This is a genomic window from Marinobacterium sp. NO-S09 (assembly GCF_059179545.1).
The window spans coordinates 3,965,919-3,991,759 of sequence record NZ_CP168954.1 but is presented as its reverse complement, the minus strand read 5'-3'; the positions used below and the strand labels follow the sequence as shown (position 1 = coordinate 3,991,759).

General features: G+C 52.3%; 19 protein-coding genes. 17 read left to right on the top strand and 2 right to left on the bottom strand.

Going from position 1 to position 25,841, the window contains the following annotated elements:
• Nucleotides 1-18: 18 nt before the first annotated feature.
• From O3C79_RS18405 to flgL, 9 genes are all read left to right on the top strand, one after another.
• Entirely contained in the window at nucleotides 19-702 is a 684-nt protein-coding gene (locus tag O3C79_RS18405) for a flagellar hook assembly protein FlgD (RefSeq protein WP_494384266.1), read from the top strand.
• Nucleotides 703-716: 14 nt separating this feature from the next.
• Nucleotides 717-2,678, top strand: a complete 1,962-nt coding sequence (locus tag O3C79_RS18400; protein ID WP_494384265.1) for a flagellar hook protein FlgE — start codon at nucleotides 717-719, stop codon at nucleotides 2,676-2,678.
• A 118-nt stretch (nucleotides 2,679-2,796) separates the two neighbouring features.
• Nucleotides 2,797-3,540 (top strand): flagellar basal-body rod protein FlgF, encoded by a 744-nt coding sequence (flgF, locus tag O3C79_RS18395; protein WP_494384264.1) that lies wholly within the window; start codon nucleotides 2,797-2,799, stop codon nucleotides 3,538-3,540.
• Nucleotides 3,541-3,555: 15 nt separating this feature from the next.
• Nucleotides 3,556-4,341: a flagellar basal-body rod protein FlgG gene (gene flgG / locus O3C79_RS18390; RefSeq protein ID WP_494384263.1), complete on the top strand. Its 786-nt coding sequence runs from the start codon at nucleotides 3,556-3,558 to the stop codon at nucleotides 4,339-4,341.
• Between the two features lie 24 nt (nucleotides 4,342-4,365).
• Complete coding sequence (flgH, locus tag O3C79_RS18385) at nucleotides 4,366-5,043, top strand: flagellar basal body L-ring protein FlgH (RefSeq protein ID WP_494384262.1); 678 nt, start codon at nucleotides 4,366-4,368, stop codon at nucleotides 5,041-5,043.
• 10 nt (nucleotides 5,044-5,053) lie between these two features.
• Nucleotides 5,054-6,154, top strand: coding sequence for a flagellar basal body P-ring protein FlgI (locus O3C79_RS18380; protein ID WP_494384261.1), 1,101 nt, complete (start codon nucleotides 5,054-5,056; stop codon nucleotides 6,152-6,154).
• On the top strand, nucleotides 6,154-7,218 hold the full coding sequence (gene flgJ / locus O3C79_RS18375; protein WP_494384260.1) for a flagellar assembly peptidoglycan hydrolase FlgJ: 1,065 nt from the start codon (nucleotides 6,154-6,156) through the stop codon (nucleotides 7,216-7,218). Before O3C79_RS18380 ends, flgJ begins: the two co-directional genes overlap by 1 nt.
• 57 nt (nucleotides 7,219-7,275) lie before the next feature.
• Complete coding sequence (gene flgK, locus O3C79_RS18370) at nucleotides 7,276-9,348, top strand: flagellar hook-associated protein FlgK (RefSeq protein WP_494384259.1); 2,073 nt, start codon at nucleotides 7,276-7,278, stop codon at nucleotides 9,346-9,348.
• 11 nt (nucleotides 9,349-9,359) lie between these two features.
• Nucleotides 9,360-10,604 (top strand): flagellar hook-associated protein FlgL, encoded by a 1,245-nt coding sequence (gene flgL, locus O3C79_RS18365; protein ID WP_494384258.1) that lies wholly within the window; start codon nucleotides 9,360-9,362, stop codon nucleotides 10,602-10,604.
• A gap of 38 nt (nucleotides 10,605-10,642) precedes the next feature.
• On the opposite strand, the gene O3C79_RS18360 is transcribed toward flgL, so the two are convergent.
• Complete coding sequence (locus O3C79_RS18360) at nucleotides 10,643-10,963, bottom strand: flagellar protein FliT (RefSeq protein ID WP_494384257.1); 321 nt, start codon at nucleotides 10,961-10,963, stop codon at nucleotides 10,643-10,645.
• 15 nt (nucleotides 10,964-10,978) lie between these two features.
• Entirely contained in the window at nucleotides 10,979-14,470 is a 3,492-nt protein-coding gene (locus O3C79_RS18355) for an O-linked N-acetylglucosamine transferase, SPINDLY family protein (protein ID WP_494384256.1), read from the bottom strand.
• Between the two features lie 216 nt (nucleotides 14,471-14,686).
• Between O3C79_RS18355 and O3C79_RS18350 the strand changes: the two genes are divergently transcribed.
• From O3C79_RS18350 to acs, 8 genes are all read left to right on the top strand, one after another.
• The gene (locus O3C79_RS18350) at nucleotides 14,687-16,453 is read left to right on the top strand and encodes a flagellin N-terminal helical domain-containing protein (protein WP_494384255.1); all 1,767 of its coding nucleotides are present in this window, start codon (nucleotides 14,687-14,689) and stop codon (nucleotides 16,451-16,453) included.
• A 78-nt stretch (nucleotides 16,454-16,531) separates the two neighbouring features.
• Nucleotides 16,532-16,942, top strand: coding sequence for a flagellar protein FlaG (locus tag O3C79_RS18345; protein WP_417534277.1), 411 nt, complete (start codon nucleotides 16,532-16,534; stop codon nucleotides 16,940-16,942).
• A gap of 28 nt (nucleotides 16,943-16,970) precedes the next feature.
• Nucleotides 16,971-19,043 (top strand): flagellar filament capping protein FliD, encoded by a 2,073-nt coding sequence (fliD, locus tag O3C79_RS18340; protein ID WP_494384254.1) that lies wholly within the window; start codon nucleotides 16,971-16,973, stop codon nucleotides 19,041-19,043.
• Nucleotides 19,044-19,066: 23 nt separating this feature from the next.
• A complete protein-coding gene (fliS, locus tag O3C79_RS18335) occupies nucleotides 19,067-19,477 on the top strand; it encodes a flagellar export chaperone FliS (protein WP_417534275.1) in 411 nt (136 codons plus the stop codon).
• 140 nt (nucleotides 19,478-19,617) lie between these two features.
• Nucleotides 19,618-21,096 (top strand): sigma-54 dependent transcriptional regulator, encoded by a 1,479-nt coding sequence (locus O3C79_RS18330; protein ID WP_494384253.1) that lies wholly within the window; start codon nucleotides 19,618-19,620, stop codon nucleotides 21,094-21,096.
• On the top strand, nucleotides 21,093-22,211 hold the full coding sequence (locus tag O3C79_RS18325; protein WP_494384252.1) for a sensor histidine kinase: 1,119 nt from the start codon (nucleotides 21,093-21,095) through the stop codon (nucleotides 22,209-22,211). Before O3C79_RS18330 ends, O3C79_RS18325 begins: the two co-directional genes overlap by 4 nt.
• On the top strand, nucleotides 22,208-23,590 hold the full coding sequence (locus O3C79_RS18320; protein WP_494384251.1) for a sigma-54-dependent transcriptional regulator: 1,383 nt from the start codon (nucleotides 22,208-22,210) through the stop codon (nucleotides 23,588-23,590). Before O3C79_RS18325 ends, O3C79_RS18320 begins: the two co-directional genes overlap by 4 nt.
• A gap of 184 nt (nucleotides 23,591-23,774) precedes the next feature.
• Nucleotides 23,775-25,733, top strand: a complete 1,959-nt coding sequence (gene acs, locus O3C79_RS18315; protein ID WP_494384250.1) for an acetate--CoA ligase — start codon at nucleotides 23,775-23,777, stop codon at nucleotides 25,731-25,733.
• Nucleotides 25,734-25,841: the final 108 nt, after the last annotated feature.

Sequence of the window (25,841 nt, the reverse complement as noted above, 5' to 3'; positions counted from 1 at the left end):
CAGTAAGAGGATTGCGCCATGAGTAATGTAAACGGCGTCGGCAATAACAATATTTACGACCAGATCAACCAGACAAACCAGAGCCAATCAAAGGCCTTGGACAGTCAGTCTGAAGACAGTCAGATGTTCATGAAGCTGCTGATTGCACAGCTTCAGAACCAGGACCCGACCAGCCCTGCTGATCCGGCTGATTTCATGCAGCAGATTTCAACCCTCAGCAACGTGGAAAGTATCCAGAACCTGGCCAGCACTATGGAAAACATGAGTAGCACCATGCTCAGTAGTCAGGCTGCGTTACAGGCCTCTTCCATGGTGGGGCAGCGAGCCTATGTAAATACCAATATTGCCCAGTTACCGCAGCAGGGCGGTACAGTCGATGGCCTGGTTTCCACCGATATCAGCGCCAGTGATATCCGGATTTCCATTATGGATGGCAGTAACAACTTGGTTGATCAGGTCAGTATGGGGGCCATGCCCGCTGGGGATCACAACTTTGTATGGCAGGCTCACGAGGATGTCCCAGCAGGTAACTACAAAATCATTGCTGAGGCGGCCACAGGTGCTGATGGAAGTTACGAAGAAGTTGGCACCTATATGGGATTTAACATTAACAGCGTCACTCTAGGACAGAACGGTATTGGTATGAAAGTGAATACTAATATCGGCTCAATTGAAATGAGTGAAGTGAAACAGCTCGGTTAAGCGAGGATAGAATAATGGCAGGTTTCAGTACAGCAGTTACAGGCCTGAAAGCATCTACTACCATGTTGGATGTGGCCGGTAATAACATCGCCAACTCTAGTACTGTTGGCTTTAAATCATCCCGCACTGAGTTTGGTGATATTTACTCAACGGCGGTTGTAGGTGCTGGTTCATCCAATACACCAGGATCTGGTGTAACGGTGACAGATATCGCTCAGGACTTTAGTGCCGGTACGATTGAGTTTACTAACAACAATCTGGATCTGGCGATCAATGGGTCAGGTTTTTTTCAGCTGAATGATGGTCAAGGTGGTGTGACCTACACTCGAGCAGGTGCTTTTGAGCTAGATAAAGAAGGTAACATCGTTTCTAAAACTGGAAAGTTCCTGCAAGGGTATGGTCTGGATGCGGATGGTAACCGCTTACCGATCGAAAATATGAAGGTTACTGAGAAGGAGAGCCCTCCTAAAGCAACTGAGAACATTGATCTGTCATTTAATATTGACTCGCGTGAAGATGCTACACAGCTACTACAAACTTACGATAAAGATGAACCTGCATCTTTTACGTATACAACAACTGTCCGTACGTTTGATAGCTTGGGTAATGAACATACGGTAAAGCTCAATATGCGGGAGCAATCACCTGAGCGCAACACTTTTGCCTATGACACGGGTACTACTATATCTGGAGTAGATGTAACAGCGGGGCCTTTTGGTGGGGCTCTGGATCCAAACGCTTTGCCTCAATGGGCAATAGATTTGCAAGCAGCAGATCCGCGTGTCGATATATATAGTATAAATTATGATGGTGCGGCGACGCCCTCACTAACTTTTGAAACTTATGCTTGGGCCACAGACCAAGGGGATTTGGTTGTGACTGATGGTACAGATGTTGTGCCAAATAACCTAACTGGTTCGGCTCATTACAGGGATGCAAATGAAGTTTGGGCCTATGAGCTTGCGAATGTAACAAGCCCTGCTTCAGGTGTTGTTACGATTGGCGGTGTTGATATTGGTATTGAGAACGCGGTTGATGCCTCTTCGATTGGGCGAAGAATTGCCGAGTTTGAGCCTCAAATATTAGACTCTAATCCAAATATTCAATCAGTACAGTTTGACAGTAGCAGCAACCCTCCTTCGATAAAGGTTACCTTCAAAGCAGATGAAGGTGATGTTAATAACGGTGATTTGGACTTGGTTCAAGTCAATGACTTGAATAACTTTGATTTTGGAGATGCTACCGCAGCTGCCGGTGCTCAAAATGTTGGCCCGGCTGTTGTGCAGCAAGGTGATAACTCATATCAAGGTTACTATCGAGCTTACGCATATTTGAATGGCGAAGAGCTCCTTGACCTCGGTAAGGCTACGGACCCTGGTGAACCAAGTGGAACGGAGCCTGGCTCTATTTTGTTGAGCTTTAATCCGACAAATGGTCTTCTGAGAGGTGTGAATGTAACAGAGGACGGGGACTTTTTCTCGTCGGGCTCAGCAGTGCCGAGCATTACCATTTCGGGGGCTGATCCGGCAAATCCAGGCACTGAGATTGAGCTTGATCTGACTGGTACAACTCAGTTTGCATCTGCCTCAATAGTTAAGGCCTCGCAGCAGGACGGCTATACAAAAGGTGATTTGATTGGTGTTACTTTTGCCGGATCAGGGGAAATGATCGCCTCGTATAGTAATGGTGAAAACCAGTCGCTGGGTGTAGTGGCGTTGGCAACCTTTGAAAACCAGGATGGTCTTCAGCCCAGTGGTGATACCGAATGGATTGCAACACTTGAGTCGGGTGATGCGATTGTTAACCCTCCTGGTACGGGACTTAACGGTACGCTACGTTCAGCTGCACTGGAGGCCTCCAATGTGGATTTGTCTGAAGAACTGGTGAAACTGATTGAAGGTCAGCGTAACTATCAGGCTAACTCCAAGACACTGGAAACCATGAATACCGTGACCCAGGCGATTCTGCAGATCTAGTAATCCGCCAGAATTGAATTCTAAACCGGGCTTTGGCCCGGTTTTTTCGTTTATGGCATGTACTTTGCTTTATATCTGCTAAAGCCACCAAAACGGCAATCCTTTACCGGAGCAGTTGATGGACAAGGTACTTTACGTTGCCATGACGGGCGCACGCGAAAACATGCGAGCCCAGCAGGCACATGCCAACAATCTGGCCAATGCCACTACCACTGCCTTCAAGAGTGATCTTGAACAGGCCCGTTCCATGCGTGTACTGGGCGATGGCTATGAGTCGCGCGTGTATTCCATGAGCGAGCGCCCAGGCAGCAATATGGAATCTGGCACCCTGATGCAAACGGGGCGTGATCTGGATATTGCTGTAGATGGTGATGGCTGGCTGGCAGTCATTGGTCCAGACGGCAATGAAGTTTACACCCGGAATGGCGCTCTGCAGATCAATGCCGCCAACCAGCTGGTAACGGGCAGTGGCTTGCCGGTCATGGGTACCGGCGGTGCGCCTATCGTGATCCCTCCCTCTGAAAAGATTGAGATTTCCACGGACGGCAGCATTTCCATTCGTCCCCTGGGTGAGAATGCGGTTGATATTGCGTTGATTGACCAGCTAAAGCTGGTTCAGCCTGAGGAAGGTGCCTTGTACAAGGGGCAGGATGGCTTTATGCATACTGATAACGATGTGCCCTTGCCGGCCGGACTGAATGTGCAAGTACGTTCCGGTTATCTGGAAGCCAGTAACGTGAATGCGGTGGATGACCTGACATCGATGATCAGCTTGTCTCGTCAGTTCGAAATGCAGGTGAAAATGATGAAAACCGCCGAAGAGAATTCATCCAAGGCAGCCGAAGTGCTGAGAATGAGCTGATAAGGAGTTAACAACATGCATGGTGCATTGCACGTCGCAAAAACAGGCCTGAGCGCTCAGGATACTCAGCTCAAGGTCATCTCCAATAACCTGGCAAACGTCAGTACCGTTGGCTTCAAAAAGGATCGCCTGGGGTTTGAAGATCTGCTGTATCAGGTGCGCCGCCAGCCAGGTGCGGAGACTGGGGCTGACTCTCAGCTCCCGTCAGGTTTGCAAGTTGGTAGCGGGGTACGCACTGTTGGTACTCAGAAGCTCTTCTTTACCGGCGATATGCAGATCACCGACCAGCCGTTTGATCTGGCGATTAATGGCCGTGGTTTTCTGCAGGTGCAGATGCCTAACGGCGAAATTGGTTATACCCGCAACGGTGAGCTGCACTTGGATAGCGAAAACCGCCTGGTGACGGCAGAGGGGTATCCGATTGAGCCAGAGATTACACTGCCAGGAGAAGTGACCAACTTCTCGGTGGGTGGTGATGGCACTGTGAGTGCATCAGTGGCCGGAGACCCTGAGCCTACCGTTCTGGGGCAGCTTGAAACCGCAGACTTTGTCAACCCGCAGGGGTTGCTGGCAATAGGCCAAAACCTGTTTACGGAAACCGGCGCCAGTGGCGCGCCCATTATTGGTGTGCCGGGTGAAGACGGTCGGGGCATTATGAAACAGGGCATGCTGGAAGGTTCCAATGTAAATGCAGTGGAAGAGCTGGTGGATATGATTACCACTCAGCGCGCCTATGAAATGAACTCCAAAGTCATTTCGACAGCGGATGAAATGCTTGGTTACGTAAGCCAGCAGCTCTAACGTATTAAGTCCTGGGGTGTGAGAATGAAAGCGTTGATGCGGGTAGGTGTTTTGTTGGCCGTTTCAGGAATGGCTGGGTGTGTGAATAAGCCGCCTGAGCCGGATAACCCCTATTATGCGCCGATCCAGCCTGCACAGATGCAGCAACCCAAGGCAATTGATGGGGCCATTTATCAGGCCGGTGCCGGTATGGATCTGTACAGTGACGGCCGGGCCTATCGTGTGGGCGATATTCTGACGGTTGAGCTAACCGAAAATACCCAGTCGTCCAAGAGTGCGTCGACTTCAGTGGGTAAAGACAACAGCCTTTCAATTGGTGCACCTAATGTGCTGGGCCGTGATCTGAGTGTCTTTGGTAATCCGCTCAGCGCCTCGGCCGAGTCCAGCAGCAGCTTCGATGGCGATGGTAGTTCGGATATGAGTAATAGCCTGAGTGGCAATATTACCGTTACGGTTCACCAGGTATTACCCAATGGCACCATGCTTGTACGCGGTGAAAAGTGGCTGACGTTGAACCAGGGCGATGAGTACATTCGCATCAGCGGATTGGTTAGACGTCAGGATATAGGGCCAAACAACAGCGTAGAATCTACCCGCTTGGCCGATGCGCGCATTTCCTACAGCGGCACGGGTGCTGCACATGACGCCAATGTGATGGGCTGGATGTCACGTTTCTTTATCAGCCCGCTTTGGCCGTTCTGAGGAGCCTGATATGCGTATTCTATTAAAGTCATTTACAGCCGTTTTGGTCCTGACATTAGCCGCATTTTCAGTACAGGCAGAGCGCTTAAAAGATATTACCAGTGTGGCCGGGGTACGAAGTAACCAGTTAGTAGGCTATGGCCTGGTTGTGGGTCTGGATGGCACAGGGGATGGTACCAACTTCACGTCACAGACCTTCCGTAACATGCTTAACAACTTTGGCGTTGCGATTCCGGATGGGGTAGATCCGGACTCCGATAATATCGCCGCCGTGGCGATTCATGCTCAGCTTCCGCCATTTGCGAAACCGGGCCAGACCATTGATATCACGGTATCAACCATCGGAGATGCAGATAGCCTCAGGGGTGGCAGTCTGCTGATGGCGCCCTTGAAAGGTGCTGACGGCAACATTTACGCGATGGCACAAGGGAACCTGGTAGTGTCGGGCTTTGGTGCTGAAGGCAATGACGGTTCGCGTCTGTCTGTGAATGTGCCCAGTGTCGGCCGAATCCCAAATGGCGCCACGGTCGAACGCACCGTACCCAATGCCTTTGCCCGTGGTGACAGCCTGATGTTCAACCTTAATCATCCAGATTTCACCACCGCACGTCGTGTGGCGGAACAGATCAATGGCTTGCTGGGCCCGGATATGGCGCAGGCGCTGGATGCGGCGTCTATTCGTGTCCGAGCCCCTCGCGACCCCTCGCAACGGGTATCTTTCCTTTCAGTGCTGGAAAACCTGGAAGTGGACCCGGGCCAAGAAACCGCCAAGGTCATCATCAACTCCCGTACTGGAACCATCATCATTGGTCAGAATGTACGTGTATCACCCGTTGCTATTACTCATGGTGGGCTGACGGTAGCAATCAGCGAAAACCTGGATGTGAACCAGCCCAATGTACTGGGCGGCGGTCAGACTGTAGTGACTCCGCGCAGTGAAATTGAAATCGACGAAGGCTCTGGGCGCATGTTCGAGTTTGCACCGGGCGCAACCCTGAGTGACATCGTAGAAGCGGTGAACCAGGTAGGCGCAGCACCGGGTGATTTGATGGCGATTCTTGAAGCACTTAAGCAAGCCGGCGCGCTCAAGGCTGAACTGGTGGTGATCTGATGGCGATTAAAAGTGGCTTTGACCCATCCACAGCCGGGCTCTATACCGACCTGAACCAGCTGAGTCAGCTGAAGAATCAGGCGAACAGTGATGAGCAGGCTGCGCTTAAAGGCGTGGCTAAAGAGTTTGAGCAGCTGTTCATGAACATGATGCTCAAGAGCATGCGTCAGGCCAGTGATGTGCTGGCCTCAGACAGCCCGTTCAACTCGGGTGATGTGAAGTTTTATCAGGAAATGTTTGACCAGCAGATGACGCTGGACCTGGCGCGCAAAGATAGCATTGGCTTGGCCGATATTATCGTTAAGCAGCTGAGTCAGCGCGCTGATGGGGTGGTCAGCCCCTCTTCAGACCACGAAGACGAAGATGCATCCAAGCAGAACCTGACAGAGCAGATGTTGAACCGTGCCCTTAATACGGGGCCGGTCAGCCAGCCAGCCGGTTTTGCCTATACTGCGCCGGTTGCTGAAACCAGCGCCAATGGGAATGAAACTGGTGATCCGGTTGATGATGAGTCAAAGCAGGAAGTCGCCTCAGCTCAATCAGAGAGTGAACAGCAAACACAGCCTCTGCGTTTTGAAACCCCCTCTGAGTTTGTGCAGGCATTAATGCCGCTGGCCGAAAAAGCCGCCAATACATTGGGTGTTGCACCTACAGTCCTGCTGGCGCAAGCGGCTTTGGAAACCGGCTGGGGCAAGTTCGTTACCCGCGACACTGGAAGCGGCAAGAGCAGTTTTAACCTGTTCAACATCAAGGCCGACAGTCGGTGGCAAGGTGATGCCGTTCAGGTGCAAACACTGGAATACCGTGGCGGTGTTCCTGAAAAAGAACAGGCACGTTTTCGTGCCTATGAGGGCTATGCAGACAGCTTCAATGATTACGTGGATTTCCTGCAAAGCAACCCGCGCTATCAGCAAGCTCTAGAACAGGCTGAAGATCCAAGTGGTTTTGTGCGTGAGCTGCATGCTGCTGGCTATGCGACTGACCCGGAATATGCCAATAAAATCGAGCGAATTTTTAACGGTGATGTGCTGGCAGCACTGGGCCAGAACGCTCAAGAAAGCTGATATCTGGCCGATAAGATACATACCTGATCGGCAGTGGAGCCGGTCACCGGAGGAACTATGAGTTACGGTTTGCTGAACCTGGGTAGTCAGGCGCTTACATCCAATCAAACAGCACTGAATGTCGTCGGTCAAAACATTGCCAACGTCAACACGGATGGCTACAGCCGCCAACGCCCGGAGTTTGCTTCACGTGAAAACATCGGTGGCGTGGAGGTCTACGACATTGCACGCATCGCTGATCAGTTTCTCAATAAACAGATCTGGGCTGACACCGCATCCTATAACAGCTCGGATATCTACAAAACCTACGCGGAAGAGCTGGATAACCTGCTCGCTTCAGAAGCCACAAGTATTTCCACGGCCATGGATAATTACTTTGGCGCGTTGCAGACGGCAGTGGATGACCCGACCAGTATTCCTAACCGTGAACTCTTTGTGGCTGAAGCCCAGGCACTGGTTCAGCGGCTCAATGATATGGACGCTAACCTGGAGCGCCAGAACGCTAGCCTGAATGGACGACTTGAAAGCTCTACCTCCCAAATAAATGCCATTGCACGCAATATTGCAGAAATCAATGACAAACTCCGCATAGCTACTGCTGCTGGCAGTGAAGTAAATGAGTTGCTGGATAAACGTGATGCGGCCATGGATCAACTGGCCGAGTTCGTAAACTTTACCTCGATAGAAACACCGAATACCGGTGAAATGGATATTTTCATCGGAAATGGTGAACCTCTGGTTGTTGGTAAGGATGCTAACGAGCTGGTTACGACCGTTGATCCGGCTGATGCCAGCAAGTTGAATATTTCGTTGCGTATTGGTGGAAAAGTAAATGATATCACCGAGCAAATCGGTGGCGGTCAGGTGGGTGGATTGCTGGAATACCGAGACAATATTCTCGACACTGCCAGGGATCAGGTAGGTGTAATCACTGTGGCGTTTGCCGACACCATGAACCAGCAGCATATGAAAGGCATGGATTTGGATGGCGAGCTGGGTGGTCGGTTGTTCACAGACATTAATGACCCGAACGTAAGAGGCAATAAGGTTCTCAGCGATGGTCGCAACAGCGGTACTCTGGCGAGCTCAAACGTCTATATCAACGATACCAGTGCTTTGAAACCCAGTGAGTACCAGCTGGTGATGAGCGCTGACGACAGCTTTACCCTAATTCGCGAAAGTGATGGTAAGCGTTGGGATACGACAGACTTTAATACATCGGCGCCTGTTCCAACTTCAGCCAATGAAGTTGATACGGATGGTGAATATTTTGTCGATTCAAGTGGCAAAATGACAATGCGTGTGGATGGTTTTACCGTCGAATTAGAGCCGCAAGGGAATGGTCTTGTGGCAGGCGATCAGTTTCTGATTCAGCCCGTGCGCACCGCCGCCTCAGATATTGATACCGTGATTCAGGACGGGCGTGACCTGGCATTGGCCTCTCCTGTAGAAGTTGAAGCTGATGGTGGTAATGAGGGCACAGGCGTAGCTTCAGTAACAGTGACGGACCGTGAAAACTTTGAAACCAACCTCGACGGATCAGCCCTTCAGCCACCAATAAGGGTGGAATTCAGTGAGGACAGCAGCGGCACAACGGTTTACCGAGTGTATGATATTTCTACTCCATCCAGCCCTGTAGAAATTGATCTTAGTGATACCGGTACTGTCCCTATAGAAGCAACTCCATTTGTACCGGGTGAACCTTTGGCACTGCCGAAAAATGCGGACGGTAGCGATTCCTATGGCTACGAAGTTATCATCAAGAACCAGCCCGCACCCGGAGATACCTTCGATGTGACATTCAATGAAGGCGGCGTTTCAGACAACCGAAATGCCTTGGCTATGTCAGACCTTCAGTTTGATAAATCGACGGTGGATAACGCCTCCTATCAGGATCGCTACGGTCAACTGATCGAGCGTGTGGGGACCCAGACGGCGGTCGCACAAATCAACGCCCAGGCCAGTAAGTCTGTACTCGACAGCAACCTGAATGCACGTGACAGTGTCAGCGGCGTTAACCTGGATGAGGAAGCCACCAAGCTGATTCAGTTTCAGCAGGCCTACTCGGCTTCCGCGCAGTTGATCCGGGCATCCCAAACCATTTTTGACGCACTGATCGGTGCGGTTTAACGGAGGGACTTATGCGCATCTCAACATCACAGGTCTTTCTATCCAATTTGGATAACCTGAGCCGCACCAACGCAGATCTGTTTAAGACCCAGCAGCAGTTATCGACTGGCAAAAAAGTCCTTCAGCCCTCGGATGACCCTCTTGCGGCCGCTCAGATCATCAAGTTGAAAAAGGAAGTGGCGCGTAACGACCAGTTCCAGGGCAACATTGATGTGTCACGACGTCGCTTGGAGCTGGAAGAGATTGCCCTCGGGCAGCTCAACAACATCAATATTCGTCTGCGTGAAATCAGTATTCAGGCCGGTAGTACCACGTTGGGTGCTGCTGACCGTGAAACCCTTGCTGCTGAAGTCGATGAAATGACCCAGCAGATGCTGGGGCTCATGAATACCAAAGATGCTCAGGGAGAATACCTGTTTGCTGGTTTTCAGGGCGACAGTGCAGCCTACAGCTATGATGAGGATGCACAGCAATATGTTTATCAGGGTGATAGCGGCCAGCGCATGATCCAGATCGGCGCCGATAACCGCATCGCCTCTACCGACTCCGGTGAAATGCTATTTGAGCAGATCGATGGGCCGGAGCAGCCTTTTGTGAGCAACAATCCTGATGGTGTGCTGCTGGGGGCTGAAATTACTGACTTGGCACTGTTTGAAGAAGAATTAGGTGAGAAGGGCACCATGCCGTTAGCGTTTGAAGTGACTGTTTCAGGGGCTGCAACCCCTCCCGCAACGGTATCATTAAACGTAACCGATTCTGGTACTCCGCCAATGAGCTTTACCGGAACCGCTGCTGATCTTGAAACAACCTGGGGTATCAGTGTTGAAGTAAACCCTGCCACGACAGCCAATGATGGCACCTACAATGCCGAAGTTGATATGCGCGCTGAGAAGACAAACCCCTTGAATGTAGCATTGAACCTTAGCAAAGGCCTGAAAGAGCTGGATCTGAATGATCCTGAGCAAAAAGAGGAATTCAAGCAACTAATCGCCGGCACTCTGGATAGCTTGAAACAGGCAGAAGAAAGCAATATTCGCGGCCGTACATCGCTAGGGGCACGAATGAACGCTCTGGATCAGCAGGAGTCGGTTAACACCGACTACCAATTGTTTACCAAGGAAGCCCTTTCTTCGTTCGAAGATCTGGACTATGCAGAAGGTCTGAGCCGCTTCGCACTGCAGCAAACAGTGCTGCAGGCGGCATATCAGAGCTTTTCGCAGATAAAAGAACTTAGCCTGTTTAATTATATTCGCTAGCAGGGCAGGCGGGCCAAGGCCCGGATTAGCTCGATAATCTAGCCGAATTTGCCATACGCTTTGGCGGCGCTGCGGCCCCGTTTGAGCTGTTGATGTTCCTGGCTAATGGCGTCGCGCTTCTCATTGAGAATTTTGACTACCTCATTCTCAAGCTTACGTGATTGCTCCAACAGTTTACGGCACTCAGCTTTAACGTCGGCAGGCCATTCCTGCCGGCTGGCTTGATCAAGCTCTGAGACAATCGTAGCGCGTTGCTGTTGAAGTTCCGCGATGGCCTCCAGCTCACCGGCTTGTGCCTTGTCGTGGAGGAGCTGGGTTGTTTGCAACAGTTCCAGTGCAAGTCCGGTGAGCTTTAACATGAGGTTGTGCTCCCTTTATCGTCGGGTGTTATTTGCGTAGGTGACTTGATTAAAGCTGGCAATCATCCAAGTCAGTTCATCTGCCGGAATGTCTCCAGGCTTTAGTTCAAAATGTGCCATTCGTCCTATCATCTTGACCGGTTTGGCCAAACGCTCCACCTCATGATAATAATCCCGGTCGCCATAGTCGTCGAACAGAACGATGGTGGGTTTGGTTATTCTCATTGCGGCCGCGACAAAACATGCGACTCGAAATCGACCATCGATGAGAATGACATCAGGATGAACAAAATCGTTTCTGTCCCAGACGCTTAGAGGGTACTGGTGGAAACTACGCCAATTGGCATCATTAATAGGACGTGCCCAGGGCCCCGTCTTTCCGATATTAACAGTATGGATTACTGCGGGCGATGGTAAGTCAGCTTGGCTGATATAACTGATAATATTATCCGCCCAGCTCAGGTCATTCTCTACGGTGAATACCTGTTTACCTTGAAGCTCAGAAGCCAGCACTGTGGAGCCTCCGCTACCATATTCAAGAATGACAGCTGAATCCTTGTATACTCTTTTCAGGTGTTGGGCCACGTTATCCGGAAGTGTTATTTCCGGTTTTGAAATCCTCTTTGTATCTGTATCTGTATCTGTATCTGTATCTGTTTGTGAAAGATCCGGTTGACGGCTGTGAGTTTCTAGTACTCTGGGCTTGGTGCGTATACCAGTTGTGGGCACGTGAGGTTGTTGATCAGCAACCCTTTTATTTGTTTTGTACTGAATATAGTGTTCGGCTTCTTTATCCGGATTATGTTCGAGTACTTCAAAACATAGTCCTTCCAACGAGTATGCTGTATCTGCAATAAAGGCTAGCTTTCGGCGCTGACCGGCACTGAACTCTTTGAGTCGCTCATGGGTAGGAATGAAGATGGCTGTTGCGTTGGTAAGCTCGTTTGCATAATGGTTGGCACCAATAACCGTTTGTGGCACTTGTGTCCGGTTTTCTTCACTGCAAAAACAGTAGAACCTGAAGCCGTGCCGAGCGGCCCAATGTGAAACTTCAGCAAAGTTTGGCTGACGCTCATGAGTTGGCTGGAAAGCAATATCAGCATGGATCAGAAGGGTATCTTTAAGGGCCTCAGAGCCATGTTCAAGTACATCGACGCTATTGTTCAGGTTATCCAGTATGAGCCAGTCAATGCTTGGTAGCTCGCTGACTTTGTCCAGTGCAAGAGAGTTGACGGGTAACTCGGCCAGGGGAGAAAGCCCCTGTTGCAATTTTTGTGTGAAATATTCTTCATCCAGTGGTTTGAGTGTTCCGCTGAGCTTAGGGTCTTGGCAAGCATAGAGAGTATTTTCCTGCCCGTTGCCCAAGAGAATATTTGGATAATAATGAACTCCCCCAGCATGTCTTAAAGGGTGTTTTAATCTATTACTGGCTGGGTCAAAAGCAATGAGTTCAAGGGTACCCTGCTCAAGCATTTGTTTGATGACCGGCACATCAAATAGCTGGGCGCCATGATCAATCGCTATAACCTTGCCTTCAAACTCCCACTTGAAGGTTTCGTCTTCCGCTGCAGCAGGAGCCTCTGGATGTTGCAGCTGCATGGGAGCAGAGTCGCCTTCAAAGAGTACCTCTCCTTGTTTAGTGAAACTTAATGCGGCCGGCTCTTTTCCTTCGGTGTATCGCTGCCAGATTGCCCGTAATGCATTATTCAGGTGACCGGCGAAAGTCTCGGCATCACATACAGGCGACTGCAGGAGGATAGTGCGAAGGTGTGAGCGAATCGTGGCCAGGCTATCAAGGTCCGAGGCCAGCTCGATGACCCGTTCGCGGTACTCATCCCAGCTATGGGTGACCAGTTCCGGCATGCCAGCGTTGACAAGGTGTGTTGCCGAGTGGCGACCGGCAAAAGTAGGGCCGGGCATGGTGACCACAGGGACACCCATGGCGAAAGCCTCGCAGGTGGTTAGGCCGCCGGAATAGGGCCAAGGATCCAGTGCGATATCGACCTGGTTGTAACAGGACAGAAGCTCCTGGTGAACTGAAGGGCCTTCGATTAAAACACGTTCGGATTCAATACCGTATCCCTGCAGTTGTTCAAGAATACGCCGGCGCAATTCATCGGATGTATAGTAGTGACCTTTAAGGTAGAGGCGAGAATCAGGCAGCGTATGCATTAACTTCGCCCACTGCTCTAGGACAGTAGGGTTCGTCTTGGTTGGGTTGTTAAAGCAACCGAGAGTGATATATCCGTTGCGATTTGCCGGTAATGATGCAACGTCTGGCATGTAATCGGGCATCTCATAGCAGATATAGTCAGCCGGCATTCGTATTAGTTTCTCACAGTACATCGAATCTACACCTTCAGGTGTTTCAATGTTGTCACTGATTAGATAGTCGATGCTGTTCAAACCTGTTGTATTAATCAGACCTCCCACCCACTTGACCTGTATAGGGGAGGGGGTCATGGCCATTACTCGCATGCGGTTACCGCTGTTATGGCCAGCCAGGTCAATCAGGATGTCTATCTGATCCTGCCGTATACGCAGCTCAAGCTCTTCGTCTGACAAGTGGGTGACCAAAGAGTAATGCCCCATTTCTTGAAAGCGCTGGTTTATTTCATCTGATTTGCTGTTGCCACTGTAGAAGAACAGCTCGAATGCATGAGGTGGGAGTTTCTCGAGTGCCGATGTCACCATACGGCCTACAGGGTGCCCGTTAAAACCACTGGAAATCATGCCAACGCGCAAGCGTTTGGATGCGAACACAGTGGAACAGGGAGCAGGGCGAGCCTTTTCGCGCTTGAAAGGAAAGTAATGCTCCCATTCTTGGCACGCCTGGAAAATAAAATCTGCTTTGGCATCAGGGTCGTAGTGTAGGCAGGTCAAATAGTTGGAATAGGGAAGGCTATCATTGCCCGCCAGCGGTATTGCCTGTTTGTACAGTGCTTGAGCTCGCTTAAGGTTACCCAAGTCCCTGTATAAGTTGCCGGCATTGTTAAGTACCTTGGGGTTGTTGGGGAATTGCTTCAGTAATTGGTCGTAGATAGGGATAGCCTCTGAATGGCGAAATAGCTCGACCAAAATAGTCGCCTTGTGAAAACGGTAGTACTGATCCACCGGATTGAGTGCCAATGCGCGTTCAATTTCTTCCAACGCTGACTCTGGCTGTTTGAGCGCGAAATGGGCATGTGAGGCGTAATAATGTGCCACCTCGCTGTCATCGCAGAGCATTAAGGCTTTGGTAGTATGGATCAATGTTGCCTTGTAACGTCCCAGGTTCAATGACAGCTGTGCCAGCATTAGCTCCAAGGTTAAGTCTCGCTGGCTATTGAGTAGCGACGCATGCTCTTTGACTAGCTCATCAGCGGCAGCGAAATTATTGGCCTTGAAAAGGTTGCGTAATTGCTCCAGGAAAGCCGAAAAACGATCGGGCTGATTCTCTCGCTCGCTTGTCTGAGCGATTGTTTTAGCGGGCGAGGATTGACTTTTTCGGGTGCGGCGCTTGCTCATATCGGCGAACATCCTGTTGTAACAAATATAAGTGTCATCCTAAAGCTCCCTTGCGGGCTTGTCACTGATAGCCCGGCAGCACATTGTCAGTAAAAAATACTCAAGCTTTTCTGAACGAGGACGATAAAAGTAGTACAGGCGGCTAGCCGCATAGAATATTCGACACAGATTTGCTTACAGATGGTCAGAGTGACCACGTATTGAGGAGATAGACTCATGGCAATGGTAATCAATTCCAACATCATGTCGCTCAACGCGCAGAACCAGCTGACTAAAAGTCAGAACGATCTGAATACATCCATGGAGCGTTTGACCAGCGGTAAGCGCATAAACTCGGCTGCAGATGATGCTGCAGGTTTGGCTATAGCCAACCGCATGACCTCTCAGATTCGTGGCCTCGACCAAGCCGTACGTAACGCCAACGATGGTCAGGCGTTGATTCAGACAGCAGAAGGTGCGCTGGATGAAACCACCAATATCCTGCAGCGTATGCGTGAGCTTTCTATTCAGTCAGCAAACGGTACTTACGATTCTGGTAACCGCTCAACGCTAAACGCTGAAGTGGTGCAGTTGCAGGATGAGTTGACCCGTATCGCAGAAACTACCAGCTTTAACGGCCAGAACCTGCTGGATGGCAGCTTGGGTGAGTTGGTACTGCAGGTCGGCTCCGAAGCTAACCAGACTATCTCTACCGAAATCGGCAAGCTGGATGCTAAAGGGTTGGGCGGAAGCTCTGCTGATGTCATTGGCACTGATACAGGTGCTACAACTCTGGCTGCAGGTTTGGCAGCGATTACTGGTGGCGGAACCGATATTCTGAAAATTAACGGCCAAGAAGTTGGTGGTCTTACAAATGGAGACGTTGGCTCTACCCTTCAGGACAAACTGGATGCGATTAATTCCAAAATTTCCGGTGTCGAAGTCGGTGCTTTCACTGAACTTGAAGGCCAGTTCGCTGATACAGCGACAGGTGTGATTGCAGACGGTGATACTCTGAAGCTGACTCTTGTTGGCCCTGGCGCTGAAAATAACAGCCTGCAGATTACTGATACAACCAGTATGGATGACTTGGTTGATAAAATTAATGAGCAGGGAGCAGGGATGGTTCAAGCGAGCCTGAATGATGAAGGCGCGCTGGTACTTGCTAGTGAAACAGGCGCACAGATTACCGTTACTGACGATGCCGCTGCCCAAGCTGCAGGCCTGACAGATGGGTCTGGTAACGTAACCCAAAACGCGCAGCTGACTTTCAATATCACTGATTCAAATATTGAAAATGTTAACATCGAAGTTGGTACAGGACCGGTATCAGCAGCCACACTTGGCGCGGGGATCGGTATTCAGAATCGCGATGGATCAGATATTACCGGTTTCTCAACAGGTGGCGCCGAGCTCTTGTTGGATCAGGAGTTGGTGATCAACGGTGTAGCAATCGGCGCTGCTGAAAGTGGAACTGGTGTTTCTACAATTGCGGCCAACAACGTTGCTGCAATCAATGCCAAGTCGGCTGAAACCGGGGTGGTTGCATCTGTGGCAGCTGATGAATCGATTACCCTGAACTCAGTCAGCGGTGATGAAATTAGTGTGTCTTACGGCCCAGCGAGCACTGCGGAAGCTAGCGTAAAAGCTATTGGTTTCTTGGAAACAAACAGCTCTGAAACAGCAGGGAGCTCGGTCGCCGATATAGACATCTCGACTGTGAACGGCGCACAAAAAGCGATCGGAATACTAGATGATGCCCTTGAGCAGGTCAGCTCCATCCGTGGTGACCTCGGTGCGGTGAGTAACCGTCTTGACTCTACTATGAGCAACTTGTCCAATATCTCCGAGAACCAGGCAGCGGCCCGTTCACGAATCGAAGATGCGGACTTCGCTAAAGAATCTGCCAACCTGTCTCGTGCGCAGGTGCTGCAGCAGGCAGGTACTTCAATGCTGGCCCAGGCCAACGCTGCACCGCAGCAGGTCCTGTCACTGCTCCAGTAATCATCAGAGTCTATACTTTGATGTAACGAAGGCTGCTCCCGAATGGGGGTGGCCTTTCTGAATCAAGAGGTAAAAGTGATGAGTATCGATTCCTCCGGTTTCAACAGTAACAATACTCAGCTTTTGCAGCAGTCGAGTAATTCATCTTCCCGCCAGCTGCCTGAAAATGCCGATCTGCCTAAACAAGGGCTGTCACCGGTTAGAACGCTGAATGCAACGACTGATGCAGTACAGCAGAACGAAGCGGCTGAGCGTCCTGGTCCGTCGGCGCAGGAGTTGCAGGCAGCTGTCGAAAAGATGAACAAACTGATGGATAGCAGCAACCGTGCTTTACGTTTCTCCGTGGATGATACAACGGATGAAATGGTTGTTAAGGTTGTGGATATCGACACGGATGAAGTTGTCCGCCAGATCCCTACTGAAGAGCAGCTCAAATTTTCCGAGTTTCTCGAAGGTATGGTCGGCCTTATATTTGACGAACGTGCCTGACTTTAAAAGGCATTGAAGGAGGTCCCGCATGGCCAATAACATCATTTCCTCTCTGGGAGGTGGTTCCGGCATTGATACCAGCAACCTGGTATCTTCACTGGTGCAAGCGGAGCGGGCACCTCAGGACCAGCGCATCGAGCGCAAGCAAGAGGAACTGCAGGCGCAAATTTCTGCCTACGGTACCTTGAAAAGCGCGCTGTCTGATTTCCAGGGTATGCTGTCTCCACTGGCTAGCCCGGATACCTTTAATGCCCGTTCGGCGGCTTTTCCCGAAACAGATCTGATTTCGCCCGAGGCTCTTAAACCTGGTGCTCAGACCGGTAGCTACCAGATAGAGGTCAATGACGTTGCCAGTGCGCAGACGCTGGTGATGGGCAGTAATAATGACGAAAATGCTGCTCTGGGTGGCAGTGGCACACTGGATATTCAATTTGGCACCTGGACCTATGCGGGAACGACTCCAGACACCTTTGCTGCCAATGCGGACGAGCCTGCCCTCAGTATTGATATTGAAGCTTCGGACTCTCTGAAAGATATCGCCGAGAAAATCAACGACACTGACTCCGGGATTCAGGCCAGTGTTATGCGCGTGGGTGATCAGTACCAGCTGATGGTCACCTCTCCTTCCGGCGAGGCCAATGCCCTGTCTATCACAGGTAATGATGATGGCACCGGGACGGCACCAGCGCTGTTACAGGGCTTCAACTTCAATCAGTCATCTCAGTCAGCGGGCGTCACTGAAACCCAGCAGGCCAGTGATGCAGTATTGACCGTGAACGGGTTGGAAATTCGCCGCGAAAGCAATCAGATGACTGATGTGATTGAAGGTTTTGAGTTCACGGTGAACAAGGCCGCCGCAGGCGAAAAAATCAATTTCTCCATTGATGCCGATTCGTCCGTTGCAGAGCAGGCAATTCGGGATTTTGTAGATGCCTACAATGCGTTTCAGGAAGTAGCCGAAACTCTGACCGGGTACAGCCGCGACGAGAACAATATGCCCGTTCGAGGGGATTTGGCTTCCGATAGCTCTGCAAAATCCTTGATCAGCCAGCTGCGCAGTTCAATCAGCTCTGAGGTAGAGGGTATTGAGTCTGGCTTCACTGCGCTGACCAACTTGGGAATTCGTACTGAACGTGATGGTTCTCTGTCCATTGAGGAAAGCGAGTTCAGTTCAGCTATCAATAATAACTTTGATGAAGTTGCGGACCTTCTTGCCCGCAAGGCTTCATCTGAGAATGGTTATGTTGAAGTTGGCATGGGTACGCGTATCGGTGCGGCGCAGCCGGGTAGCTATGACGTTGAGATTACTCAGGATGCTGCCAAAGGGTACCTGACCGGTGAAGCCTTCGATGCCGCTGCGCTATTCAGTGGCGGTGATATCGATGCCAGTGCAGGTGATTACAGCTTCCGTGTTAACGTGAACGGAACTATCTCCAACATCATCGAACTGAGTGGCACCTACGCCAATGTGGAAGAGCTGCGCAGTGATTTGCAGTCCCAGATTAACGGCGACTCCAAAATCAAAGGTGTTAATGCCGCAATTGATGTCATTTATGATGATGTGAGCGGCCAGTTTACTTTGGAGTCACGTGAGTTCGGTAAAAATTCCAAAGTAACCTTGAGTCTACAGGGTGCTGATATGGCGAATATCGGTTTGGGTGCTGCTTCCGTGATGACCCAAGAGCAAGGCCTGGACGTGAAAGGGACCATTAACGGGGTAGCTGGTTTTGGTGCAGGAAATGTTTTGCTCCCAGACCTGGCATCTGATGCTTATGGCCTTAACCTGACGGTGAACCCCGGAGCTGCCGGAAGTGGGGCGTTTGAGATCAACTACTCCAGAGGTGTAGCTGGCAAGCTGGATAACCTCATGAGCCGTTTTCTCTCCAATGAAGGGACAATCGCCCTGCGGGAAGAAAACATGACCAATCGCCTTGAAGGTTTGGATGAAGACCGTGAGGAGTTGGATCGCCGAATGGAGAAATATGAAGCACGTCTGAGTGCTGAGTTCTTGGCGATGGAAAGAATTATCGGTAGCCTCAATGCAACAGGGGATTCCCTTGATGGTTTGATGGATCGCTTGCCGTTTACCGCGCAAAAATAATGTTTCGTTTTGAGAGAAGTTGAATGATTAACAAAGCGCTTAACCAGTACAAGAGTGTTGACCTGAATACGGCGGTAGAAGCTGCCAGCCCTCATCAGTTGATCAGCATGTTATTTCGAGGTGCTTTGGAGTCCTTGGCTAAAGCAACGGGCCATATTGAGCGTAATGAAGTTCAGGAGCGTGCTCGTCAAATCAACAAGGCCTGTGAAATCATTGTTGCGCTTAAAGGTAGCTTGAACTTTGAGCAGGGCGAAGAAATTGCAACTAACCTGGATAACCTCTACAGCTACATGCTGGGTGCTTTGATGGAAGCAAACAGCAAAAATGATGTTGCCAAGGTGAAGGAAGTCAGCGAGCTGATCGTTACCATCTCTGAAGGCTGGTCACAGATTCCGGCAGAAGAGCATCAGACCACTTCCTACAAGGAAGGCTGATATCCGCTCAGCCAGTTAACTACACATCAAGCCGGGCATGCCCCGGCTTTCTTTTGTCTGCTTTCCACAGATGTCAATCTATTGACATGGCTGCTGCTTCGGGTAACTTGACAGAATCCTGACAAGTCTCGGATTCGACCATGCATGGACAGGGCCGGCCTACCGCCTTAGATATTATTATTCTGGATGATGACGCCAAGCGACGTGACAGCCTCAGGGCTGTGTTCGAGTTGCTGGAGCGGGAGTGTCATGTTTTTGACTTTGTAACCTGGCTGCAGCAAGGCAAGGAGTTGTCGCTTGCCGATGTTGGCCTGGTGTTGATTGGCGAAAGCACGCTGCCAATCGCTCTTGGCAAGCTGATTTCGGACCTGGACCAATCCCGCCTTATCCCCAAATTGCTCACCTGTGAATGGCCGGAGCTTGAACGGGCCGACTTTTCCCGTCACCTGATTCTGGGTGTGCTGGAGGCCCCCTATCGTTATCCACAGCTGATGGATTGGCTGCATCAATGCACCATCCTGAATGAACAGGCACCAGAACACTGGCAGGACCTGCCGGATATGCCCGGCTTTGTTGGTCAAAGTCGCTCGGTGTGGACCATTCGTCATCTTATTTCCCAGGTCGCGCCACGTGATATCAGTGTACTGGTAACCGGTGAGTCGGGTACGGGTAAGGAAGTGGTTGCCCGTTGCTTGCACGAACACTCGGGCCGTGCCGACGGGCCTTTCGTGCCGGTCAACTGTGGAGCCATTCCCTCCGAGTTACTGGAAAGTGAACTCTTCGGCCATGAGAAAGGGGCCTTTACCGGTGCGATTTCCAGCCGTCCAGGCCGTTTCGAGCTGGCCAATGGTGGCACACTGTTTCTCGATGAAATCGGCGATATGCCGCTGCCGATGCAGGTGAAAATTCTGCGTGTGTTGCAGGAAAAGCAGTTTGAGCGTGTAGGCGGCAGTAAAACGCTGAATGTGGATGTGCGTATCATCGCCGCCACCCATAAGAATCTTGAATTGATGATTCAGGATGGTCAGTTCCGTGAAGACTTGTACTACCGCCTGAACGTTTTCCCCATCGAAATGCCGGCCCTGCGTGAGCGGCTGGAAGACCTGCCGCTGCTTATCCACAACCTCTGCGAGCAGCTGGATGATCAGGATGCAGGCCGTTTGCAGTTTCACCCTGCCGCACTGGAGTCACTCAAGCGCCATCCCTGGCCGGGGAATGTGCGTGAACTGGCCAACCTGGTGGAGCGGCTCAGCATCATTCACCCCGGCGGCGTAATCGGCGTAAGTGAGCTGCCGGCAAAATTCCGTCACCTGCCCGAGCCCAACCCGGAGCATTATCAACAGGCGCTGGAATTGGATGAAGCGGGCGTACCTGTGGATGAAGCCGCACCCCTCGAAACCGCTATTCATACCGCTCAGCCTGTAGTCATACCAGAGCAAGCAGGGCTGCCAGCCGATGGGCTGGATTTGAAAGCCTGGCTGGAAAACCAGGAACAAACCTTGATTCAGCAGGCGCTTGCAGCAAGTAACCAGGTGGTCTCCCGTGCGGCACGTTTGCTGCAGATTCGCCGTACCACGCTGGTCGAAAAGATGCGCAAATACGGAATTGAACGTCAATGAGCTCACCGGATGCACAGGCACGTATTGCCGAGCTGGAAGCCCGTGTGGCAGAGCTTGAGCGCGAGAATGAGAGCCTTCAGCGCACCAATGAGAGCCTTCAGCGTAACAATGAAGCTATCGAATTCAGCAAAGATCGCCTGCAGCGCCTGATTGATCGCATGCCCGGCGGGGTGCTGGTCATTGGGCAGAATGGCCTGGTAACCGAACATAACCCGGCGGCAGAAGCGCTGCTGGGAATAACGCTGGCGAGCAAAACCTGGCTCGAAGTGATTAACGCCTGTTTCGCACCGCGGCCTGATGATGGCCATGAAGTGTCACTGAAAAACGGCCGCCGTGTCAGCCTGTCGACCCAGTCCCTGCAAGGGGAACCCGGTCAGCTGGTATTCCTCACCGATCAGACCCATACGCGTACCCTGCAAGAGCAGCTGCACCATTACCAGCGTCTGTCCGAGATGGGCCGTATGATGGCGTCGCTGGCGCATCAGGTACGCACGCCTCTATCGGCCGCGTTGCTCTATGCCAGCCATTTGATGGCACCGCAATTGGACGATGACAAGCGCATCCGTTTTGCCGGCAAGGTGAAGTCACGCCTGACGCATCTGGAGCAGCAGGTACGCGACATGCTGATCTTCGCCCGTGGCGAGACCAAGCTTGAAGATCGCGTCGATGGCCGAACCCTGATGGCGCGCCTGGAAGACCTGCTGGACCAGCCTCTGACTCAGTACGACGCTGACTGTGACTGCATTAACGAAGCGCCGGAGGCGCGTATCCAGTGCAATCTGGAAGCCTTGTTGGGCGCGGTGTTGAGCCTGGTCAGCAATGCGCTCCAGGCCTGTGGCGAGGGCGCCGAGCTGCAGCTACGCTTGAGTCAGTCAGCAGATCGACTGCAGATTGAGGTGGTCGACCAGGGGCCGGGGATGGATGCCGAAACACTCAAGCGCGCGCAAGAACCCTTTTACACCACCCGTTCCCATGGCACCGGCCTCGGGCTGGCCATCGCGCAGGTGATGGCCAAGGCGCACCATGGCGAATTTGAACTGAGCTCTACCCCGGGGCAAGGCACTCGTGCCTCTTTCCGTTTACCCCTGCTGAAAACTGATGAAGGACACCCATGACCGCTACGGTATTGATCGTTGAAGATGATGTGGATCTGCGAGAAGCCATTGCCGACACCCTGGAGCTGGCCAATATCGGCTTCCTGCAGGCGGGCAGTGGTGAAGAGGCGCTGGAGTGCCTGCAGAGCAACCGGGTCGATATGGTGGTCTCCGATGTGAACATGCCGGGCATGGATGGCCATGCACTGCTGGCGCAGGTGAAGCAACAGTATCCGGCGCTGCCCATGGCGCTGATCACGGCTTATGGTCAGGTCAGCAAGGCGGTGGAGGCGATCCGCAACGGAGCCGTCGATTATCTGATGAAGCCCTTTGAACCGGAACAGCTGGTGACGCTGATCCGCACTCACGCGGAGGGGCGGGTTGAAGCCGACAGCGAAGCGCCGATTGCGGAAGCACCGGGCAGTCGCCATCTGCTGCAACTAGCCCAGCGTGTGGCGACGACTGATTCAACCGTACTGATCACCGGTGAATCCGGTACCGGTAAGGAGGTGCTGGCACGTTATATCCACCAGCATTCGCCGCGCAAATCCAAACCCTTCATCGCCATCAACTGCGCCGCCATTCCCGAGAGCATGCTGGAAGCGACCCTTTTCGGTCATGAAAAGGGCGCATTTACCGGTGCCATCGGCAGCCAGCCCGGCAAATTTGAGCAGGCTAACGGTGGCACGCTGTTGCTGGACGAGATCAGCGAAATGGATCTGGGGCTGCAGGCGAAACTGCTGCGCGTGCTGCAGGAACAGGAAGTAGAACGCATCGGCGGGCGCAAGGTGATTCCGCTGGATGTGCGAGTGCTGGCTACCAGCAATCGCAAGCTGGAAGCCTATGTATCTGAAGGCAAATTTCGTGAAGACCTCTATTACCGCCTCAATGTGTTCCCGCTGCAGTGGCAGCCTCTGCGCGAGCGCCAGGAGGATATCGAGCCGCTGGCCCTGAAGTTGCTGCAACATCATTGCCGCAAGATGGGACGCACGCTGGCGCGCCTTGAACCTGCGGCCGTGGCGCAGCTGCGTGACTATGCCTGGCCCGGCAATGTGCGTGAGCTGGATAACGTGATGCAGCGGGCGCTGATTCTGCAGGGCGGGGCGCTGATCCGTGCCGAAGACCTGCACCTGAGCGGCCAGGCGATCCCGCTGGGCGAGATGCAGACACAGACATCCGCAACCATTGATGAACCGGCAGAGGCCGAGCCGGATGGTCTGCTGGGGAATGATCTCAAGCAGCATGAATACCAACTGATCGTGGAAGCCTTGCGGGCAACCAATGGCAGTCGCAAGGATGCTTCCGAGAAGCTGGGGATCAGCCCCAGGACACTAAGGTATAAGCTCGCCCGAATGCGTGAAGAGGGAATTGATCTGGAGTCGATGTTAGCAGGTAAGTGAATACTTGCTTACCTTGGAGTTTGAGACTTTTGTAGTGATCCGAGTAGACCAATGTCTAATTCAGGGGGACGGAGGCGCTTCGGTATAACCTCCCTAGGTAACTCGCATGCGCCGACAATAGCGACTATAACCAAGAGCGGCGTGACCAAGGTATAAAAACAAATCGCAAGTTAAGGGCATCACCATGAGTGAACAAAAAGTCTACCCGGTCGATCCGGCTTTCGCAGCCAAGGCGCACATCGATAACGATACTTACCTGGCCATGTACGAGCAGTCGGTGAATGATCCCGATGCATTCTGGGGCGAACAGGGTAAGCGCCTGGACTGGTTCAAGCCGTACACCAAGGTTAAACACACCAGCTTCGATCCGCACAACGTTGACATCAAATGGTACGAAGATGGTGAGCTGAACGCTGCCTACAACTGTCTGGACCGTCACCTGGAAACTCGTGGTGACCAGGTTGCCATCATCTGGGAAGGCGACAGCCCGGACGAAGACGAAAAAATCACCTACCGCGACCTGCACGAGCGTGTCTGCCGTTTTGCCAACGCACTTAAGGCCAAGGGCGTTGAAAAGGGTGATGTGGTTACCCTGTACATGCCGATGATCCCGGAAGCGGCTGTGGCCATGCTGGCCTGTGCCCGTGTCGGTGCTGTTCACTCTATCGTATTCGGTGGTTTCTCGCCGGACGCACTGGCTGCCCGTATCGAAGGCGCCAAGTCCAAGGTCGTGGTGACCTCCAACTACTCCTTGCGCGGTGGCAAGGCTGTACCGCTGAAAGCCAACGTCGACAAGGCGCTGGATGATCACGCTGGCGCGGCTGAGCTAATTGATAATGTCTTCGTGGTCAAACGTGTTGATAAGGATGTGGCCTGGAACGACAGCCGTGACGTCTGGTACGAAGAAGCGGTTGCCGCTGCGTCTACCGATTGCCCGGCCGAGCCGATGAACGCTGAAGCACCGCTGTTCATCCTCTACACTTCCGGTTCTACCGGTGCCCCGAAAGGCCTGAAACACACCACCGGTGGTTACATGGTCTACGCGGCCATGACGCACCAGTATGTGTTCGACTACCAGGAAGGCGACATCTACTGGTGTACTGCCGACGTGGGTTGGGTGACCGGTCACAGCTACATCGTGTACGGCCCGCTGGCCAACGGTGCTACCACCGTCATGTTTGAAGGTGTGCCGAGCTACCCGGACAACAGCCGTTTCGGCCGTGTGATCGAGAAGCACAAGGTTAACCAGTTCTACACCGCACCGACTGCCATCCGTGCACTGATGCAGCAGGGCGAAGACGTACTGGGTGATTCCGACCTGTCCAGCCTGAAACTTCTGGGCTCCGTGGGTGAGCCGATTAACCCGGAAGCCTGGGAGTGGTACCACCGCGTTGTCGGTAAGGGTAACTGCCCGATCGTCGACACCTGGTGGCAGACCGAAACCGGCGGCATCATGATCGTACCGCTGCCGGGTGCCACGCCGACCAAGCCGGGTTCTGCAACCCGTCCGTTCTTCGGCGTACAGCCGGCACTGCTGGACAACGAAGGCAACGAACTGGAAGGTGCCACCGATGGCAACCTGGTAATCAAGGACTCCTGGCCGGGCCAGAGCCGTTCCATCTGGGGCGACCACGAGCGCTTCACCCAGACCTACTTCTCCAGCTTCAAGGGTGTTTACACCACCGGTGACGGTGCCCGTCGCGACGAAGATGGTTACTACTGGATCACCGGTCGTGTGGATGACGTCATCAACGTATCCGGTCACCGCATGGGTACTGCGGAAGTTGAATCTGCACTGGTGGCACACCAGGCGGTTGCGGAAGCGGCTGTAGTGGGTTACCCGCACGACCTCAAAGGTCAGGGTATCTACGTGTACGTTACCCTGCAGAGCGGCTACGAGCAGTCTGATGAGCTGATGAAAGAGCTGCGCAACTGGGTACGTTCCGAGATCGGCCCGATCGCCTCTCCGGACCTGATCCAGTTCGCACCGGGCATGCCGAAAACCCGTTCCGGCAAAATCATGCGCCGTATCCTGCGCAAGATCGCCGAAGATGATTTCGGTGCCCTGGGTGATACCTCTACCCTGGCTGACCCGACCGTGGTGGACGACCTTATCGAAAACCGCATGAACCGCAAAGGCTAATTCCAACGCCTTACATTCTGGTTCACGAACGCCCGCGGCCTCTGGTTGCGGGCGTTTTTACGTCTGTTCGCTGAAAACCCCTATAATCATTAACACCTGCTCCGGTTG